This is a genomic window from Deefgea piscis, from assembly GCF_013284055.1.
GTDB lineage: Bacteria > Pseudomonadota > Gammaproteobacteria > Burkholderiales > Chitinibacteraceae > Deefgea > Deefgea piscis.
The window spans coordinates 2,736,854-2,753,434 of sequence record NZ_CP054143.1 but is presented as its reverse complement, the minus strand read 5'-3'; the positions used below and the strand labels follow the sequence as shown (position 1 = coordinate 2,753,434).

Below are 16,581 nucleotides of genomic sequence, written 5' to 3'. Positions count from 1 at the left end.
GCGGCAAACCAACCGACCCGACAAAGACCACCACTACAGCGCAGCAAATATTGACTGCGCCGTGTGTTTTTCAATTAGTCGTCATCACACCTTCATTCTGACAGTGCCCAAACAAAAAAAGCCGCAAAGTTTTCACTTTACGGCTTTTTTACAGTTAAATTTTATTTTTGCGCCAAGATCCATGTCGCCAATTGCTTGGCTTCGTCACCAGTAATCATATTTGGCCCCATTGGCACTGGGCCCCAAACGCCAACACTGCCTTTTTGAATTTTACCGGCCAGCAATGTCACCGCATTTTTATCGCCTTTATATTTGGCGGCAATCGCTTTAAATGCTGGGCCAACAATCTTATTATCGACCGAGTGGCAAGCCATACAGTTTTTTGACTTTAACATCGCCTCAACCGGTGCCGCGATCGCAGCGCCTTGCAGTAGCGCCAAACTCAACACAGCCCAACGAATGGTTTTCATAATTCAAATCCTTATTACAATTAATCAGTAAAGCAATGCCACTTGCCGTTTTATTACTTTATTTTATCTTACTTTACTAGAAATTCCGCTTAGAGTACGAACTAAGCTATCGACCGCAGCTTCGCATAGAAACAGCATACCGCGCTCTGCCATGCATCAACGGCAAGGCAAACTATGAAATTTTTACGCTAACATCGGCAAAAACCGCGACAATAGTGACCTGCCCGAACAAAATGGCCTAGATCATGGATTACTTTCCTTTATTTTTAAATTTAAAGCAGCAAGCCTGCCTCATTGTGGGCGGCGGTGAAATTGCTGTTCGCAAACTGCGTTTATTGCGCTCTGCAGGCGCCGATGTCACCGTGGTTTCGCCAGAACTCTGTGACGAGATGCATGATTTAGTTCGTTCCGGCGAAGTGCGCTGGCAACCGGCGCAGTTTTCTATCACGCAAATTACCGGCCAACGCCTAGTCATCGCCGCCACCGACCAAGCCAGCGTCAATCAAGCGGTGTTTTCGGCGTGCGAAGCGGCAGGTATTTTGGTTAATGCCGTGGATGACCCAAGCCATAGCCGGTTTATTACCCCAGCGATTATTGATCGAACGCCACTCACCATCGCCATCTCAACTGGCGGCGGGGTACCGGTGCTAGCAAGGCATTTACGCGCCCAGCTTGAAGCGTTGATTCCGCACGGCTGGGGCGATCTAGCGCAATTGGGCAGCGAACTACGGCAACGCTGCAAAGAAAAAATGCCCGACCCGGCGCAGCGCCGCGATTTTTGGGAAGCGGTTTTAGCTGGCCCGATTCCCGATCAAGTTTTTTCCGGGCAAATTGCGCATGCTCGCGAGCAATTAATATCCGCCATTGATGAAGGAAAAACCGCGCTAACTGGCGCGGTGTATTTGGTCGGCAGCGGTCCGGGCAACCCTGATTTGTTGACGTTTCGCGCACTACGTCTGATGCAACAAGCCGATGTTGTGCTGTACGACAATCTAGTTTCGAGTGAAATTATGGAGATGGTTCGCCGCGATGCCGAGCGAATTTATGTCGGTAAAAAATCCAACAATCACGCACTGCCGCAAGAAGAAATCAATCAATTGCTGGTTCGTTTGGCGCTTGAGGGTAAAAAAGTCTTGCGCCTCAAAGGGGGCGATCCGTTTATTTTTGGTCGTGGTGGTGAAGAAATTGAAGAACTTGCCCAGCACGGCATTGCGTTTGAAGTGGTACCCGGCATAACTTCGGCCGCTGGCGCATCGTGTTACGCCGGCATTCCGCTAACGCATCGTGATTATGCGCAATCGGTCACTTTTGTAACTGGTCACAGAAAGTCCGGTGAAGTCGACCTTGATTGGCCGCGCTTGGTCAACCCAAGCGAAACGGTCGTGGTGTATATGGGCGTCGCCCAAGCTGGGTATATTGCTGAACAACTGATAAATCATGGCAGAGATAAAGATACCCTTGTAGCCATTATTGAACGTGCCACCACAGCACAGCAAAGAGTCGTCACCACCACCTTAACTGAGCTCGCTAAGCGTATCGAACAAGAAGCCATCAAACCGCCCGCCTTACTCATTATTGGTAACGTGGTGCAATTGCATGACAAATTAAAATGGCGTTAAGCCAGCACCACCATTAAAAATGGCCAGCGCTGTCGCTGGCCATTTTTATGTCTTACATCGTTGTGTAAAAGCACCGCAACCCGCCCTCAAGCAGCACAATACGCCACAACGCGGCAAGCTTAGTTTGACTCAATCACAAACGCGGCTATTTGCTATCCGTTAAATCAGACAAGCGCACCCCTGCTTTGTCATCCGTAATCGGCCGCCCTTTGCCTGAACCCCAGCGCTGCGCCACATAAATACTGCTATGCCCCGAAAACAAAAACGCCACCACGCAAGCCAATAAAGCATAAGGACCAATTGCCGCGCCAAAGAGCTCAATGGCCATTAAAGTGCACGTTAACGGCGTATTGGCCGCCCCCGCAAATACCGCCACAAAGCCCAGCCCAGCCAACAAAGGAAACGGCATATTTAGTAACGGCGCCAAAGCATTCCCCATGGTTGCGCCAATATAAAACAACGGCGTCACTTCGCCGCCTTTAAATCCAGCACCCAGCGACAAGGTGGTAAAGAATAATTTAAGCGGCGCATCCCAAAATGGGATCGGTTGATTAAACGATTCCACAATACTGGGAATACCCAAGCCAATATAACGCTCAGCGCCAAATATCAACACCAAACTGGCCACACAAACACCGCCCACAAAGGGGCGCAGTGGTGGATATTTAATGCGTTTAAAATGCTTTGCCACCCAGTGGGTTAATTCAGCAAACGATTTCCCCGCCAAGCCAAATAAGGCCCCGGCAAAGAGCACTGCCAATAAACCCATAATGGTGACCGCAGGAATGCTTGGAATCACATAATGCGTGTGATGCACCCCCAAAGATCGCACCAACCAATCACTCACCAAACTGGCAATTAAACAAGGAAACAAAGCGTTATTGCGCATTTTGCCTAAAGCTTGCACTTCAAGCCCAAACACCGCGCCCGCCAGTGGCGTGCCAAACACCCCAGCAAAACCGGCACTCATTGCCGCCATTAAAATCACCCGCCGATCTTGCACCTTACGCTTGGTGATTAACGCCAGTTGGTCGGCCAATGCGCCTGACATTTGCACCGCTGTACCCTCGCGCCCAACTGATGCGCCAAATAAATGCGAAAACACCGTGCCAATAAAAATCAACGGCATCATGCGCAGCTGGGTAACTGCCCGGGGTTGATGAATTTCATCGATCAGTAAGTTATTCCCTGACTCGATCTCTCGACCCCATTCGTAATACACCCAGCCAACTAACAAGCCGGCAAAGGGTAAAAATACAAGCAAAATTGGATTCGCGACTCGCGTTGCGGTTGCCCAATCTAAAGACACCAACAACAAGGCCGAGGTCAAGCCCGCACACAGACCTATCACGGCAGCCAGCGGCAACCAGAGCACAATATCGCGCAGCGTTTGCCGATAAAACGTTTGCCAATTCATTTTTTGTCCTTTGCTCGACCGATGCCGATGCTGACATAACAAGCCCAAACCACAACCATCATCTGCACCGCCGTCACCAATACCACGCCGTCAGCAAAATCGGCAAAATCAAGGCCGTAACCACCCCATTAAAGCCCATCGCCAAGCCCGCAAATGCCCCCGCCGTATCGGAAATCTGAAACGCCCGCGCAGTACCGACACCATGTGAAGCCAAACCCAGCGCAAAGCCTTGCGCCACTTCGTGTTCAATTTTCAACCAGCGAAACAAAGGCAAAGCCATCGCCGCGCCCGCGATCCCCGCCACAATCACCGCATTGGCGGTGAGCGACGGCAAACCACCATGTTCTTGCGATAAAGCCATCGCTATCGGTGTAGTGCATGATTTAGGCGCAAAAGATAATATGGTGGTCCAACTCAAACCCATCCATTGCCCCAAAACCAACACTGACACAATCCCCACCGTCGAGCCGACCAATAAAGCAATACTCAATGGAATGAAGTATTGCTTCATTTTCGCTAAATTGAGATACAAGGGAATCGCGAGCGCCACGGTAGCGGGGCCAAGTAATAAATGAATCGGTTTAGCACCGGCAAAATAAGTCGCATACGACACGCCGCTTATTTTTAATACTGCAATCAGCAGTAAAACCGAAACCAGCACCGGGTTGAGTAAAGGAAAACAACGGGCGCGGTGATACAGCGTATCGGCCAATAAATAAGTCACGCCAGTGAGTGCAATCCATGTGGCAGGATATTGCGCCAGTGCTGAAATAACGCTCATTTGCTCGCCTGCTTGGTCAATTTAGCTTTGCGTCTGGCCAATAAAAACTGCAATACCAAACCCGTGACCAGCAAGGTAATCACAGTAGACATTAAAATCGTGACCACCATCGCCACTCCTTGTGATTTTAATTTGTCACCCAACTCAATCAGCCCTACCCCTGCCGGAACAAACAAAATGCCCAAGTAGCGAAGTAATCCTTCTGAAGCATAAACCACGCGTGGCTCGGCACCGCGCCGCACAATACACCATGCAGTGAGCAACAACATGCCAATCACCACGGCTGGAATTGGCAACTGAAACAGCTGCCGCAATAATTCACCACTGACCAAGGCGAGAAAAATAATTGATAAGCCATACAACATACGCAATCCAATTCAGAATTTGCCAATATCAGCACTCTACTGCGAGCCAGCAGCGCTGAATAGACCAATCAATTACCTTGATCAATGGATTTAATAGCCAAAATCAGCTCGCTAAAAACCAAGCATTACGCCAAATCAACAGCAAGAGATTGATTTAAATATAAAATATTTATCAAAACACCCATTGCACGGCAATCATTCAATGCAATTATTCAACAGCATTCAATTGAGCCCAGCGCTCAATATCAAATGTAAAACGCAATTTTAGAATTGCTTTCCCACCCTGAAGCGGTTTTCGTTAAAATGCGCTTATGAATACCGAATCCATGCTTTGCTTTCACTGCGCTCAACCTTGTCCCGCTCAAAGTGATTTTCAAATCCGCTATCGCCAAGCCTTACACCCTGCCTGCTGCGCGGGCTGTCAAGCCGTGGCCGAAACCATTATCAATAGCGGCTTAGATCAATACTATACGCAAAGGCAACAACCAGCGGATCGCAACGCGCCGTTGCCCACCGAGCTACTTGAGCAACTGGCACTGTATGACGACCCAGCCTTACAGCAAGATTTTGTTCACACCACCAGCGGCCAAGAAAAAGAAGCGGCACTGATTCTCGAAGGCATTAGCTGCGCGGCCTGCATTTGGCTCAATGAGCAGCATATTGCTCAACTGAAAGGCGTCACCTCGGTATCGATCAATTACTCCAATCACCGGGCACGTATTGCTTGGGATGACAGCCAAATTCAACTGTCGACGATTTTGCAACACATCGCCGCCATTGGTTATCGTGCGATCCCTTATGACCATGCTCGCGATGAGCAAAACTGGCAAAAACAAAGAAAGTCGGCCTTGTTTCGCCTATGGGTCGCGGGTCTTTCCATGATGCAAGTCATGATGTTTGTCGTCCCCATTTACCTCGCACCCGCCGGGGAAATCGAAGCCAATTGGTTATCCATGATGCACTGGGGTAGCGCTTTACTTACCTTGCCGGTGGTGATGTATTCTTGTTGGCCGTTTTATCGTAATAGCTGGCGCGATTTGCGGCGTGGCCGCGCCAGCATGGATTTGCCCGTCAGCATCGGGGTGTTGGTGTCGTTTTTTGCCAGTCTGTATGCACTGATTACCCAACATGGCGAAATTTATTTCGATGCCGTATCGATGTTTGTGTTTTTATTATTAGGTGGCCGTTATTTAGAGCTCAAAGCACGGCGCAGTGCTGGCGCGGCGGCAGAGAAACTCGTTAAATTAGTCCCCACCTTTGCCCATCAACTGGATGCCGAGCAGCGCTTACATGAAGTTGCCGTCAGCCGACTCAAGATCAACGATCGCATCGTGGTCAAAGCCGGTGAAATCATCCCGATTGATGGCGTGGTGCTGGGCGGAACTAGCGATGTCAATGAGGCCATGCTCACTGGCGAATCGCTACCCGTGCACAAAACCAGCGGCGCACTAGTCACCGCAGGCACCGCCAACTTACTCTCGCCGCTCACGATTCAAGTGCAGCACACGGGTAGCGAAACACGAATTGCGGCAATGGTGCGGATTTTAGATCAAGCACTGAGCCAAAAGCCGCGCTTAGCCACCATTGCCGATCAAATTGCCGGTTGGTTTGTTTTTGGCCTACTGATTGCCGCCGCCGCAACGTATTGGTTCTGGCATTTGCACGATCCAGTACACGCTCTCCCGATTACAGTGGCGCTGCTGGTCGTGTCTTGCCCTTGCGCGCTTTCGCTCGCCACGCCCACCGCGCTCACCGCGTCGACCGGGCATTTAGCTCAACTGGGTTTATTGGTCACTCGCGCCAACCTATTAGAGACCCTCGCCAAAGTCACCGATATTGTGCTCGATAAAACCGGCACACTCACCTTTGGCGAGCCCCGAATCACTCGTACCATTGCTCTGAACATCAGCAGCGAGCAGGCTTTGGCTATTGCGCAAAGTCTTGAACAGCAATCTGAGCATCCGATTGCCAAAGCGTTTTTAGCCGAACCCAGCGCCGCAAACCTAGCCGCAGCGCAGCAAGTACAAAAACATGCTCAGGGCGGCCTATCCGCAACGATCGATCAACAGTATTACGTTATTGGTTCGCTGGCCTTTATTACCGAGCAGATACACCAAGCCGTACCCGAAGAATTTGAGCCGTATCGGTCTGAAGGCACTATGGTTGCGCTGTCCGATGGACATACCTGGCTAGCCGCCTTTGTTTTAGCCGATCAGTTGCGCACTGATGCCATCACTACCATTGCTGAACTCAAAGCCTGCGGCGTACAACTGCATCTGGTTTCTGGTGATCAATCGAGCAGCGTACAAGCCGTGGCGCAACAGTTGAATATTCAGTCTGTGGTGGCTAATGCGACACCTGAAAGTAAAGTCAGCTACATGCAAGCCTTGCAGCAACAAGGTAAAACGGTGCTGATGATTGGCGATGGCGTGAATGATGCCCCCGTACTGGCGCTCGCCAATGTCTCGATTGCCATGGGCGCAGGCGTGGATATTGCGCATGCCGCTGGCGATATGGTGCTATTAAACAACAATCTGTCTTGCCTTCCCGCTGCACTGGCACTAGCCAAAAAAACACAGTCCATTATCAAACAAAATTTACTCTGGGCTTTGCTTTACAATCTGGGCGCATTGCCGCTAGCCGCAGCAGGTTTTATCACCCCTTGGCTTGCCAGCCTAGGCATGGCGCTCAGTTCATTGCTGGTTGTCGTCAATGCCTTACGCCTACTTTCACGCCACAAGAAGCCATAAAATGGAAAGCCTTTACCTATTAATTCCGCTGTCGATTCTACTTGCCTTCGTCATTGGCTTTGTCTTTTGGTGGACCATACGCAGCGGCCAGATGGACGACCTTGAAGGGCCAAGCTGGCGAATTTTGCATGACGATGACAAGTTACCGCAGAAAACCGACTCAAACGACGCAGAAAAACAAAAAAATCCTGACTGAACCCGTTACAAACAGGTAAAATCGGGCCGTTTGTAACTATGCACACTTGATTAATATCAAGTTTGCTCGGCATTGAGTTGCGTATAGTCGATAGAGTCTTTCGCCCCTTATCAGCGGGAAAAAAGACATCGCTAGGCCATCGTTATTGGGACTACCCAACAACAAATACCACTCAGCACAAATCAAAAATAAGTTTTTAACTAAATTCCAAGCAGTTGGAGATCAATCGGAGCGCTCTAATGGAAAACCAAGCCACATACAATTACAAAGTGGTTCGGCAGTTTGCCATCATGACGGTCGTTTGGGGGATTGTCGGAATGTTGGTTGGCGTAATTATCGCCGCCCAAATGTTCTGGCCAGAACTCAATGTCGGTCCGTACTTTCATTTTGGTCGTTTACGCCCACTTCACACTAACGCAGTTATTTTTGCGTTCGGTGGCTGTGGACTATTCGCAACGTCGTACTACGTAGTTCAGCGCACCTGTAATGTGCGACTTATTAGCGATAAACTCGCGGCCTTCCACTTTTGGGGTTGGCAGTTGGTCATTGTATTGGCCGCAATTACTTTGCCATTGGGTTACACCCAAGGCAAAGAATACGCCGAGCTCGTTTGGCCAATTGATATCTTGATCACAATTGTTTGGGTGTGCTATGCCATTGTATTTTTTGGCACCATCGCTCAACGCAAAGTGAAACATATTTATGTCGCCAACTGGTTCTACGGTGCATTTATTCTTGCCGTGGCCTTGCTGCACATTGTCAATAGCTTGGTTCTGCCAGTTTGGGGCACCATGGATTCATACCCAATTTACTCTGGCGCGGTCGATGCCATGGTGCAATGGTGGTATGGCCACAATGCCGTGGGCTTTTTCTTGACTGCTGGCTTCTTGGGCATGATGTATTACTTCGTGCCAAAACAAGCAGGTCGTCCGATTTATTCTTATCGTCTATCAGTAGTGCATTTTTGGGCTTTGTCGTTCACGTATATGTGGGCCGGTCCTCACCACTTGCATTACACCGCCTTACCTGACTGGACTCAGTCTTTAGGTATGGTGTTCTCATTGATTCTGCTAGCACCAAGCTGGGGCGGCATGATCAACGGGATTATGACTTTGTCAGGCGCATGGCACAAACTACGTACCGATCCAATCTTGAAATTCTTAGTGACTGCACTGTCGTTCTACGGCATGTCGACCTTTGAAGGCCCAATGATGGCGATCAAATCAGTCAATGCATTGAGCCACTACACCGACTGGACTGTAGGTCACGTTCACTCTGGCGCTTTGGGCTGGGTAGCGATGATTACCATCGGCTCGATCTATTACTTGATCCCACGTTTGTTTGGTCGCGACCAAATGTTCTCGGTTAAATTAATCGAAGTGCATTTCTGGATGGCGACTTTAGGCACCGTACTGTACATCGCCTCGATGTGGATTGCCGGTGTAACTCAAGGCTTGATGTGGAGCGCGCTCAATAGCGATGGCACTTTGGCTTACTCATTTATTGAGGCAGTTAAAGCGTCGTACCCTTACTACTTCATCCGTTTCTTGGGTGGCGTGATGTTCTTATCGGGTATGTTGTTGATGTTCTACAACGTGATTCGCACCATCTCCGAAGGCAAAGCGGTGGATGCACCTATCCCTGCCGTTGCGGCGCACGCTTGATCGCGTAAGGAATATATTGAAATGAATAAAATTCAGAAAATCGTTGAAGAAAACGTGTTTTATCTGATCATCCTGACTTTTTTTACGCTCAGCATCGCAATGTTTGTCGAAATTTTGCCGCTGATGTTTAGCAAAAGCGTCACCCAACCGATCGCTGGCGTTAAACCTTATAGCTCATTACAGCTAGCAGGTCGTGACGTTTATATTCGTGAAGGTTGCTACGCGTGTCACTCACAGATGATTCGACCATTTCGTTCAGAAACTGAGCGTTATGGCCACTACTCTGTTGCCGGTGAATCAGTGTACGACCGTCCATTCCAATGGGGCTCAAAACGCACTGGTCCGGACTTAGCTCGGGTTGGCGCGCGTTACTCTGACGAATGGCATCGTGCTCACTTGATGAATCCACGCGATGTGGTTCCTGAATCAAATATGCCTGCGTTTGCCTTTTTGGCCACCAAACCGGTTAACGCCGAGTTGATGACCAAAAAACTACAAACACTGCGCGATTTAGGCGAACCCTATACCGATGCTGACATTGCTGGTGCTGCCGATGCGGTCAAAGGCAAAACAGAAATGGATGCACTGATTGCCTATTTACAAGGCCTCGGTCTCGCACTGAAAAACAAGAGGTAAGCACCATGGATCTGCAAACTGAAGCCCGCATTGTGGTCACCGTTCTTGGATTTATCATGTTTCTTGGGATTTGCTTTTGGGCGTTCAGTCGCCACAACAAAGCCAGCTTTGAACAAGAAGCACAGCGCGTATTTCTTGACGATGACTTGCCTTCATCAGACAAGCAGACCTAATGCGTTCGGAGAATAAAATATGAATGATTTTACGAGCAGTTTTTGGGGTTATTTCATCGCGGCAGTGTCCTTAGGCGGGATTTTTTATTGCGCCTATATCCTCGCTACGCAGATGAAATTCAAACTAAAAAAAGGTGAAAAAGCGCAAGTTACCGGCCATGTGTGGGACGGTGACCTAGAGGAATACAACAACCCGCTACCGGGTTGGTGGGTGGGCATGTTCATCGCGACGATCGTGTTCGCTTTGGCTTACTTATTTCTCTACCCAGGCTTGGTCGCTTTTGGTAACGCCAAAGGTTGGTCTTCTGCAGGGCAATACAAAGCAGAGATCGTCAAAGCCGACCAACAAACTGATGCGCTGTACGCCAAGTTCATGGCCATGCCTATCCCTGAAGTTGCTAAGTCGCCTGAAGCAACGCAAATGGGTAAGCATTTGTTTCAAACTTACTGCGTGCAATGTCACGGTGCCGATGGTCGTGGCGCCAAAGGCTTTCCAAACTTAACGGATAGCGATTGGCTCTACGGTGGCACGCCAGCGGACATTGAACATACGATCAAAATTGGTCGTCATGGTCAAATGCCAGCATTTGGTGCTGTTTTTGGTGAAGAAAAAGTACGCGACGTTGCTAACTACGTAATGAAGTTGTCGGGCAACGCAGCCTACAACAACGTGCGTGCAGAGCGCGGCGCTAATACTTACGCTCAAGTGTGTGTGGCTTGCCACGGCACCGACGGCAAAGGCAACCAAGCGCTTGGCGCACCTAACCTCACCGATAAAGTGTGGTTATATGGCGGCTCAGAGGCAACGATTGTTGAAACCATTACCAATGGCCGCAACAACGTCATGCCAGCTTGGCAAGACTTCCTAGGCAACGGCAAAATACATCTGCTTTCTGCCTATGTATATGGTCTAAGCCACGAAAAGAAATAAGCAATACCGGCATCATCGCGGGCGGATCTAATCCGCCCGTTTTTCATTCAAGCGAATAAGCTGCAACTTGCTTGATCGACATTAACTAAAAAAAACAATACTAAAGACCAGCATAAACTGGGTTTTAGTATTGTTTTTCTCGGAGCTAATCATGAGCAAAAAACTTCACGAAATTCCAATCAACGTAGTGAATGTCAAAGACGACGGCGAGCTCGAAGAAGTCATGCTGTACGCCGCGCACAAAAAAATCTATCCGCGCTGGATTACTGGATTTTGGAATAACTGGCGGGTGTTTTTTGTTTTTGTGACGCAGCTATTTTTTTATGGCATGCCGTGGCTCATCATTAACGATCGACAAGCTTTGTTGTTTGATCTATTGCATCGCAAATTCTACGTTTTTGGCTTTGTTTTCCTGCCGCAAGATTTTATTTACCTCACCGCACTACTGCTGCTCAGTGCCTTTGGTCTATTCGCTTGGACCACCATTGGTGGCCGACTATGGTGTGGTTACGCCTGTCCGCAAACGGTATATACCGAAATCTTTTTGTGGATAGAAAAATGGGTAGAGGGCGATCGCGCTGCCCGGATCAAACTCGACAATGCGCCACTAAACGGCAAAAAACTGTGGTTAAAATTCATTAAACACAGCTTGTGGGTGCTGTTTGCACTTTGGACTGGTTTTACTTTTGTCGGTTACTTCACGCCCATCCGTGCGCTATGGACGGATCTACTGACTTTTTCTCTCTCCGGTTATGCGCTGTTTTGGGTGCTGTTTTATGCATTTGCTACCTATGGCAATGCCGGTTGGATGCGCGAACAAGTTTGTAAATACATGTGCCCGTATGCGCGCTTTCAAAGTGCGATGTTTGATGCCGATACGCTAATTATCAGCTACGACCAAGAACGCGGTGAAAACCGCGGCAGCCGTAAAAAAGGCAGTGACTATCAAGCGGCGGGCCTTGGCGACTGTATCGACTGCACCATGTGCGTTCAAGTGTGTCCAGTCGGCATTGATATTCGTAACGGCCTGCAATATGAATGCATCGGCTGTGCGGCGTGCATTGATGCCTGTGATGAAATCATGGACAAAATGAACTACCCGCGCGGGCTGGTTCGTTACACCACCGAAAACGCTTTAGAGCACAAATATCCAGAGCGCGACATCATTAAGAAAATCACCCGCCCGCGGGTCATTATGTATGCCGTGGTTATTTGTATTACTCTCGGGGTAACCATTACATCGTTGATGATGCGCCAACCGGTTAAAGTTAATATTGAGCGCGACCGCGTGGCGCTGGTGCGTGAGGTTGAAGATGGTTTACTGGAAAACAGCTACCGCTTGTTAATTCAAAATGCCAGCGAACAAACACATACCTATACGATTCAAGCCAAAGGCTTGCCGGAAATGAAACTTGTCGGCGAAAATCAAATCCAATTGGCACCCACGGCGATGAGTGACGTTGCAGTTCGCATTCAAGTGCCACCGCAATTTGCCAAAATGGGTAGCCACGAAATTGAATTTATCGTGACCGCTAAAGATGATCCGGCACAAACCGTAGTAGAAAAAGCCACTTTTATTGGACGTTAAGATGACTGAAGAACAAAAACCTTGGTACAAGCACCCCCATGTTTGGCTATTAATCACCTTCCCTGCACTGGCCATCATGGGTGGGTTTCACATGCTTTACCTTGTCTCCACCTCGACAGACAGTTTGGTGAGTGACAATTATTACAAAGAAGGCAACCAAGTCAATCAACGCCTAGAGCAAGATCAAGCCGCCGTTGCCAAAGGCATTACCGCCCAGATCTTACTCGGCGACAACCAAAGAACCGTGCGGATCATCTTAAATCGCAATGATTTAGGCCCAATCAAGCTCAAAGTGATTCACCCTACGCTGAGTGGGCGCGATCAAGAAGCACCACTGAGCTCAAACGACGGCATTATTTATAACGGTGAATTTGCGCACCCAGTTGCCGCCAATCGCTGGTATGCCGAGCTTTCCGACATGAAAAACACTTGGAGCCTACGCAAAGAATGGGCTTCACAGATTTCGGCGGCATTAACACTGCCGTAATCTGCAAGTTTGCCGTATTGAGGGCGCGCTGCGGCTGGTATAATCTAGGATTGTCCAGCTAGAGCGCGCTCTTACACTATGTCGCAATTGCCTCAACTGCCTCGCGCCAATGAGCGCCTCAAACTCGCACAACCCCACGGCTCTGCCGACGCCATGCTCTTGGCCGACTACGCCCAAGTCGCGCGGCCCTTAGTGATTTTGACGGCCAACGCGCAAGAAGCGGGCCGACTGAAAGACGAGCTCAGCTTCTTTTTGCCAGAAAAGACGGTCTTGCAGCTACCCGATTGGGAAACGCTGCCTTACGATCATTTCTCCCCCCATTCTGACCTGATTAGCGAGCGGCTAGCCACGCTGTGGCAAGCTCGGCAAAACGCCGTTGACGTGCTCATCGTGCCGCTACAAACGGCGATGGGGGTGTTACCGCCCGTTGAATTTTTAACCGCCACGACTTTCTTCATTAAAAAAGGCGATGCGTTTGACGCCGATCAGTTGCGCGCCGACATGGCCTTTGCTGGTTACAACCACGTCACCCAAGTGTATGGGCCCGGTGAATTTTCGATTCGCGGTGGCTTAATTGATTTATTTCCTATGGGCAGCACGCTGCCGTTTCGAATTGATTTATTCGACAATGAAATCGAATCGATTCGCACCTTTGACGTAGACACTCAGCGCAGCCTCTACCCCGTTCCGGAAATTCGTTTACTCCCGGCCAGGGAATTCCCGACCGATGAAGCCGGTTGTAAATTATTCCGCCAAAACTTTCGCGAAGCGTTTGAAGGCGATCCATCCAAAGCCCGACTCTACAAAGACATTTCAAACGGCGTAATTCCTGCCGGCATCGAGTATTACTTACCACTATTTTTTGAGCACACGGCCACTGTTTTTGACTACCTCCCCAAAGAGGCAGTATTAGTCTTACACGGCCCATTAATGGGGGCTGCAGAGCAATACTGGCAAGATATTGCTGAACGGCACAAACTGAGCTATGGCGACAAAGATCGTCCACTGCTGCCACCACGCACGCTATTTGTCGCGCCAGACCTGTTATTTAGCCACATCAAAAACTATCGCCGTATTGAGCTGGGTGACGGTGAAACCAGTCTCACCCAACCGCTACCGGCACTCGATGTGGATCGTCGTAACGACAATCCAATCCGTCGACTCAATGATTTTGTTGAGCACTATCCGGGCAAAATTGTGCTGAGCGCCGAAAGCCTAGGTCGACGTGAAACCATGCTGCAGTTTTTTGCCGAATACGGCTTTAAACCGACCTTGGTCGAGAATTGGCAAGCCGCTTTAGACAGCAAAGCGCACGCGCTATTGCTCGCCTCGCCGCTGTTTCGTGGTTTTGAATGGCGCAGCGAATCCATCGCCATCATTACTGAGGCCGACCTCTATCCATCCGTGATTCAAAGTCGCGGTAAAAAACAACAAAAACGCAGCAATACCGACGCCATGCTGCGCGATTTATCCGAGCTAAAAATTGGCGATCCAGTGGTGCACGAAGCGCACGGTATTGGTCGCTATATGGGCCTCACGTCGATGGACTTAGGCGACGGGCCAACCGAGTTGCTACTGATTGAATACTCAGGCAATGACAAGCTGTATGTGCCGGTCAGCCAATTACACGTCATTTCTCGCTATTCTGGTGGCGCTTCAGACTCAGCGCCGATGCATAAACTCGGCTCAGGCTCGTGGGAAAAAACCAAGCGCAAAGCCGCCGAACAAGTGCGCGATACCGCGGCCGAATTACTCAATCTCTACGCGCGCCGCGCGGCGCGTGAAGGCCATGCGTTTGAATGGAGTCCGCACGATTACGAAGCCTTTGCGGCGGGCTTTGGCTTTGAAGAAACCGCCGATCAAGCTGGCGCCATCGAAGCAGTTTTGGTCGATATGCGCGTCAAGCAACCGATGGATCGCTTGGTGTGTGGCGACGTCGGCTTTGGCAAAACCGAAGTGGCGCTACGCGCGGCTTTTGCTGCGGTGGCCGGTGGCAAGCAAGTTGCCGTTTTAGTCCCAACCACTCTTTTGGCCGAGCAACATTTTCAGACCTTTGTCGATCGCTTTTCGGATTGGCCGATCAAGGTCGCCGAGCTATCGCGCTTTCGCTCGGGCAAAGAAACTGCGGCAGCGATTGCGGGGCTGGCTGACGGCAGTGTCGACATCGTCATTGGTACGCACAAATTAGTCCAGCCCGACGTAGTGTTTAAACAACTGGGCCTCGTTATCATCGACGAAGAGCATCGTTTTGGCGTCAGACAAAAAGAGCAGCTCAAAGCGCTACGCGCCAATGTCGACGTACTCACGCTCACCGCAACGCCGATTCCGCGCACCTTGGCGATGAGTTTAGAAGGCTTGCGTGATTTTTCAGTGATTGCCACCGCGCCCAACAAACGCTTGGCCGTTAAAACCTTTGTGTCTAAATTCTCTGACGGCATTATTCGTGAAGCCGTACTGCGCGAACTCAAGCGCGGTGGGCAAGTGTTTTTCTTACACAACGAAGTCGACACCATTGAAAACATGCGCGAAAAACTCGCCGCACTACTACCCGAAGCGCGCATCGGCGTGGCGCACGGCCAAATGCGTGGCCGCGAGCTAGAACACGTGATGCGCGATTTTACCCAGCAGCGTTTTAATCTATTGCTGTGCTCAACCATTATCGAAAACGGCATCGACATTCCAAACGCCAATACGATTTTGATGAATCGCGCCGATAAATTTGGCTTGGCGCAATTGCACCAAATGCGGGGCCGTGTTGGTCGCTCACACCATCAAGCGTATGCCTACTTGCTGATTCCAGATGTGGAAAGCATTAGCAGCGACGCCAAAAAGCGCCTTGAAGCAATTCAGATGATGGAAGAACTCGGCTCTGGTTTTTATCTGGCGATGCACGATTTAGAGATTCGCGGCGCGGGTGAAGTACTGGGCGACTCACAATCGGGTGAAATGCATGAAATTGGCTTTGCGCTGTACTCGCAAATGCTCAAAGAAGCGGTCAAAGCGCTCAAAGCCGGTAAAGAGCCTGATTTGTCGCAACCGCTGGGCGTCACCACTGAAATCAATTTGCATTCACCGGCGCTATTGCCAGAAGACTACTGCCCGGATGTGAATGAGCGTTTGTCGCTGTATAAACGCTTAGCAAGTAGCGACGAAAAAGACGAGCTCAATGATATTCACCAAGAACTGGTGGATCGCTTTGGCTTACTGCCTGATGCAGCCAAAGTGCTGCTCGATTGCCATCGCTTACGCATGCTCGCCAAGCCGCTGGGCATTAGCAAAATCGATGCCGCTGAAACCGCGATCATTATTCATTTCACACAAAACACCGTTGTTGAGCCAATGAAAATCATCAAACTGATTCAAAACAAAAAGAACTACAAACTGCAAGGGCAAGACAAGCTGCGTATTGAGGGCGATTGGCCGACCAGCACCTTACGCACCGCCCGAATTACCGAGCTGATCCGCGAACTAGTGTAACTCCCGCGGCATGGCCTCGCCTTTGCC

The 16,581-nt window shown here is 49.8% G+C and carries 14 protein-coding genes; 10 read left to right on the top strand and 4 right to left on the bottom strand.

Translation table 11 applies throughout. The features are described 5' to 3' along the window. Positions 1-161: 161 nt before the first annotated feature. Positions 162-470 (bottom strand): c-type cytochrome, encoded by a 309-nt coding sequence (locus tag HQN60_RS12900; protein WP_173534037.1) that lies wholly within the window; start codon positions 468-470, stop codon positions 162-164. A 245-nt stretch (positions 471-715) separates the two neighbouring features. Between HQN60_RS12900 and cysG the strand changes: the two genes are divergently transcribed. Then, a complete protein-coding gene (gene cysG / locus HQN60_RS12895; RefSeq protein WP_173534036.1) occupies positions 716-2,089 on the top strand; it encodes a siroheme synthase CysG in 1,374 nt (457 codons plus the stop codon). Between the two features lie 145 nt (positions 2,090-2,234). Here the strand turns inward: cysG and HQN60_RS12890 are convergent, their stop codons facing one another. The 3 genes from HQN60_RS12890 to HQN60_RS12880 all read right to left on the bottom strand — a co-directional run bounded on the left by HQN60_RS12890 (position 2,235) and on the right by HQN60_RS12880 (position 4,652). Then, positions 2,235-3,506, bottom strand: a complete 1,272-nt coding sequence (locus HQN60_RS12890) for a voltage-gated chloride channel family protein (RefSeq protein WP_173534035.1) — start codon at positions 3,504-3,506, stop codon at positions 2,235-2,237. Positions 3,507-3,579: 73 nt separating this feature from the next. Further along, the gene (locus HQN60_RS12885) at positions 3,580-4,287 is read right to left on the bottom strand and encodes an LrgB family protein (RefSeq protein ID WP_173534034.1); all 708 of its coding nucleotides are present in this window, start codon (positions 4,285-4,287) and stop codon (positions 3,580-3,582) included. Next, entirely contained in the window at positions 4,284-4,652 is a 369-nt protein-coding gene (locus HQN60_RS12880) for a CidA/LrgA family protein (RefSeq protein ID WP_173534033.1), read from the bottom strand. The genes HQN60_RS12885 and HQN60_RS12880 overlap by 4 nt, the downstream gene beginning before the upstream one ends. A 311-nt stretch (positions 4,653-4,963) precedes the next feature. On the opposite strand from HQN60_RS12880, the gene HQN60_RS12875 reads away from it, so the two are divergent. From HQN60_RS12875 to mfd, 9 genes are all read left to right on the top strand, one after another. Further along, entirely contained in the window at positions 4,964-7,402 is a 2,439-nt protein-coding gene (locus HQN60_RS12875) for a heavy metal translocating P-type ATPase (RefSeq protein WP_173534032.1), read from the top strand. A gap of 1 nt (position 7,403) precedes the next feature. Next, complete coding sequence (gene ccoS, locus HQN60_RS12870; RefSeq protein WP_173534031.1) at positions 7,404-7,598, top strand: cbb3-type cytochrome oxidase assembly protein CcoS; 195 nt, start codon at positions 7,404-7,406, stop codon at positions 7,596-7,598. A 239-nt stretch (positions 7,599-7,837) separates the two neighbouring features. Continuing rightward, on the top strand, positions 7,838-9,262 hold the full coding sequence (gene ccoN, locus HQN60_RS12865; protein ID WP_173534030.1) for a cytochrome-c oxidase, cbb3-type subunit I: 1,425 nt from the start codon (positions 7,838-7,840) through the stop codon (positions 9,260-9,262). A 21-nt stretch (positions 9,263-9,283) separates the two neighbouring features. Next, positions 9,284-9,898 (top strand): cytochrome-c oxidase, cbb3-type subunit II, encoded by a 615-nt coding sequence (gene ccoO / locus HQN60_RS12860; protein ID WP_173534029.1) that lies wholly within the window; start codon positions 9,284-9,286, stop codon positions 9,896-9,898. Positions 9,899-9,903: 5 nt separating this feature from the next. Then, positions 9,904-10,071, top strand: a complete 168-nt coding sequence (locus HQN60_RS12855; protein WP_173534028.1) for a cbb3-type cytochrome oxidase subunit 3 — start codon at positions 9,904-9,906, stop codon at positions 10,069-10,071. A gap of 19 nt (positions 10,072-10,090) precedes the next feature. Further along, the gene (gene ccoP, locus HQN60_RS12850) at positions 10,091-11,002 is read left to right on the top strand and encodes a cytochrome-c oxidase, cbb3-type subunit III (protein ID WP_173534027.1); all 912 of its coding nucleotides are present in this window, start codon (positions 10,091-10,093) and stop codon (positions 11,000-11,002) included. Between the two features lie 151 nt (positions 11,003-11,153). Further along, the gene (gene ccoG, locus HQN60_RS12845; RefSeq protein ID WP_173534026.1) at positions 11,154-12,590 is read left to right on the top strand and encodes a cytochrome c oxidase accessory protein CcoG; all 1,437 of its coding nucleotides are present in this window, start codon (positions 11,154-11,156) and stop codon (positions 12,588-12,590) included. 1 nt (position 12,591) lies between these two features. After that, a complete protein-coding gene (locus HQN60_RS12840) occupies positions 12,592-13,077 on the top strand; it encodes a FixH family protein (protein ID WP_173534025.1) in 486 nt (161 codons plus the stop codon). A 78-nt stretch (positions 13,078-13,155) separates the two neighbouring features. Beyond that, the gene (gene mfd / locus HQN60_RS12835; protein WP_173534024.1) at positions 13,156-16,554 is read left to right on the top strand and encodes a transcription-repair coupling factor; all 3,399 of its coding nucleotides are present in this window, start codon (positions 13,156-13,158) and stop codon (positions 16,552-16,554) included. Positions 16,555-16,581: the final 27 nt, after the last annotated feature.

Coding starts and splice junctions, on each gene's coding strand:
- ccoP (WP_173534027.1), top strand. CDS start 10,091: ATGAATGATTTTACGAGCAGTTTTTGGGGTTATTTCATCGCGGCAGTG.
- HQN60_RS12855 (WP_173534028.1), top strand. CDS start 9,904: ATGGATCTGCAAACTGAAGCCCGCATTGTGGTCACCGTTCTTGGATTT.
- mfd (WP_173534024.1), top strand. CDS start 13,156: ATGTCGCAATTGCCTCAACTGCCTCGCGCCAATGAGCGCCTCAAACTC.
- ccoS (WP_173534031.1), top strand. CDS start 7,404: ATGGAAAGCCTTTACCTATTAATTCCGCTGTCGATTCTACTTGCCTTC.
- cysG (WP_173534036.1), top strand. CDS start 716: ATGGATTACTTTCCTTTATTTTTAAATTTAAAGCAGCAAGCCTGCCTC.
- HQN60_RS12900 (WP_173534037.1), bottom strand. CDS start 470: ATGAAAACCATTCGTTGGGCTGTGTTGAGTTTGGCGCTACTGCAAGGC.
- HQN60_RS12880 (WP_173534033.1), bottom strand. CDS start 4,652: ATGTTGTATGGCTTATCAATTATTTTTCTCGCCTTGGTCAGTGGTGAA.
- ccoG (WP_173534026.1), top strand. CDS start 11,154: ATGAGCAAAAAACTTCACGAAATTCCAATCAACGTAGTGAATGTCAAA.
- ccoO (WP_173534029.1), top strand. CDS start 9,284: ATGAATAAAATTCAGAAAATCGTTGAAGAAAACGTGTTTTATCTGATC.
- HQN60_RS12885 (WP_173534034.1), bottom strand. CDS start 4,287: ATGAGCGTTATTTCAGCACTGGCGCAATATCCTGCCACATGGATTGCA.
- HQN60_RS12890 (WP_173534035.1), bottom strand. CDS start 3,506: ATGAATTGGCAAACGTTTTATCGGCAAACGCTGCGCGATATTGTGCTC.
- HQN60_RS12840 (WP_173534025.1), top strand. CDS start 12,592: ATGACTGAAGAACAAAAACCTTGGTACAAGCACCCCCATGTTTGGCTA.
- HQN60_RS12875 (WP_173534032.1), top strand. CDS start 4,964: ATGAATACCGAATCCATGCTTTGCTTTCACTGCGCTCAACCTTGTCCC.
- ccoN (WP_173534030.1), top strand. CDS start 7,838: ATGGAAAACCAAGCCACATACAATTACAAAGTGGTTCGGCAGTTTGCC.